This is a genomic window from Pseudomonas sp. 2822-17 (assembly GCF_002742485.1).
Lineage (GTDB): Bacteria > Pseudomonadota > Gammaproteobacteria > Pseudomonadales > Pseudomonadaceae > Aquipseudomonas > Aquipseudomonas cyclaminis.
In genome coordinates this window covers 1-315 of sequence record NZ_LJRZ01000214.1, presented here as the reverse complement: position 1 = coordinate 315, position 315 = coordinate 1, and the positions used below count along the sequence as shown (strand labels likewise).

Annotated in this window: 1 pseudogene; it reads left to right on the top strand. The window is 64.4% G+C overall.

Features of this window, described 5'->3' with window-relative positions:
* Positions 1-166: 166 nt before the first annotated feature.
* Positions 167-315, top strand: a pseudogene (locus tag AOA60_RS33750) (type II secretion system protein GspE); the annotation flags it as partial.

The window sequence follows — 315 nt, the reverse complement described above, 5'->3', positions numbered from 1 at the left end:
ACATCATCCGTGACAGTGGGGCGGGGCGGGCGATTACGTTGAATCGCTATGACTATATGCGCCGGGCTCAAGGTGGGTTGCAGCCGGAGCATAGCTGGGCGATGCCGGATGTGCAGGCGCCGCAGTTGCCGTCGGTGGAGAAGGCGATTCCGGCAGGGACACGGCCATGAGCCTGCTGCCCTACGCCTGGGCCAAATCCCAGCGCATCCTGTTGCGGCCCGGCGACGAAGGCATGCTGCTCACCGTCTGCCCTTCAACCCCCGGCTGGTCCATCAGTGAAGTCCAGCGCCAGTTTGGCGAGTCGCCGATTGAGCA